This is a genomic window from Streptomyces sp. NPDC014734 (genome assembly GCF_043083325.1).
In the GTDB taxonomy this organism is placed as follows: Bacteria; Actinomycetota; Actinomycetes; order Streptomycetales; family Streptomycetaceae; genus Streptomyces.
The window spans coordinates 1-1185 of sequence record NZ_JBIBYN010000075.1 but is presented as its reverse complement, the minus strand read 5'-3'; the positions used below and the strand labels follow the sequence as shown (position 1 = coordinate 1185).

The 1185-nt window shown below is 67.9% G+C and carries 1 protein-coding gene; it reads right to left on the bottom strand.

Going from position 1 to position 1185, the window contains the following annotated elements:
* Positions 1–1185, bottom strand: a 1185-nt coding sequence (locus ACF1CT_RS37400; RefSeq protein ID WP_391788500.1) for a condensation domain-containing protein, incomplete at both ends; no start/stop codon positions are given.

Sequence of the window (1185 nt, the reverse complement as noted above, 5' to 3'; positions counted from 1 at the left end):
ACTCAAAACCACCCTCCAAACCCGCCGGAGCACCCTCACCGTCAAACCGCTCGGTCAACCCCAGTGACAGATCGAACTTCGCCGCGCCACCGTCGCTCTGCTCCGTGCTCAGCGAGAGGCCGGGCAGCCGCAGGTCGGACTGGTTCTGGTTCTGGAAGGCCAGAGCCACTTGGAAGAGAGGGTTCCGGGCCATGGAGCGGATCGGGTTGAGGATCTCGACGAGGTGCTCGAAGGGCACGTCCTGGTGCGCGTACGCCGCCAGGTCGGTCTCGCGGACGCGGTCGAGCAGTTCGCGGAAAGTGGGGTCGCCGGACAGGTCGGTACGCAACACAAGGGTGTTCACGAAGAAGCCCACGAGGTCGTCGAGTGCCTCGTCCGTGCGGCCCGCCACCGGCGAGCCTATCGGGATATCCGTACCCGCACCCATCCGCGACAGCAGTGCGGCGAAGGCCGCCTGCACCACCATGAAAACACTGGCGCCGGACTCGCGGGCCAGCCCGACGAGACGGCCGTGCAACTCCGCGTCCAGCGTGAACGTCACGCTGTCGCCACGATAGGAGGAGACGGCAGGGCGTCGACGGTCCGTCGGGAGTTCCAGCTGCTCCGGCAGGTCGGCCAGTTGTTCCGTCCAGTAAGTGATCTGTCGGCCGAGGATGCTGTCGGGGTCGTTCTCGTCGCCGAGCAGCTCGCGCTGCCAGAGCGCGTAGTCGGCGTACTGCACCGGCAGCGGCTCCCACTCCGGAGCACGGTCGGCGCTCCGTGCCTCGTACGCCTCGGCGAGATCCCGCGCCAGGGGTTCCAGGGACCAGCCGTCGCCGACGATGTGGTGCAGCACCACAACGAGGACGTGCGCGGCCTCGTCCACGGCGAACAGCCGTGCTCGCACCGGAAGGTCGACGGCCAGGTCAAAACCGCGCGAGACCTCGGCAGCCACCAGCGACGGCACTTCCCCCTCCGGCACACTGACGACATCAAGACGCACGAATGCCTGCTCGGGGTCGACGACCGCCTGGTACGGGGTGCCGTCGGTGCCCTCGGGGAAGACCGTGCGCAGCGATTCGTGGCGGGTGATGACATCGCGCAGAGCCGCGGCGAGGGCGTCCCGGTCGAGGGTTCCGGTGAGACGCAGGGCGATCGGGAGGTTGTACGTCGATGACGTCTCGCCCTCCAGACGGTTCAGGAACC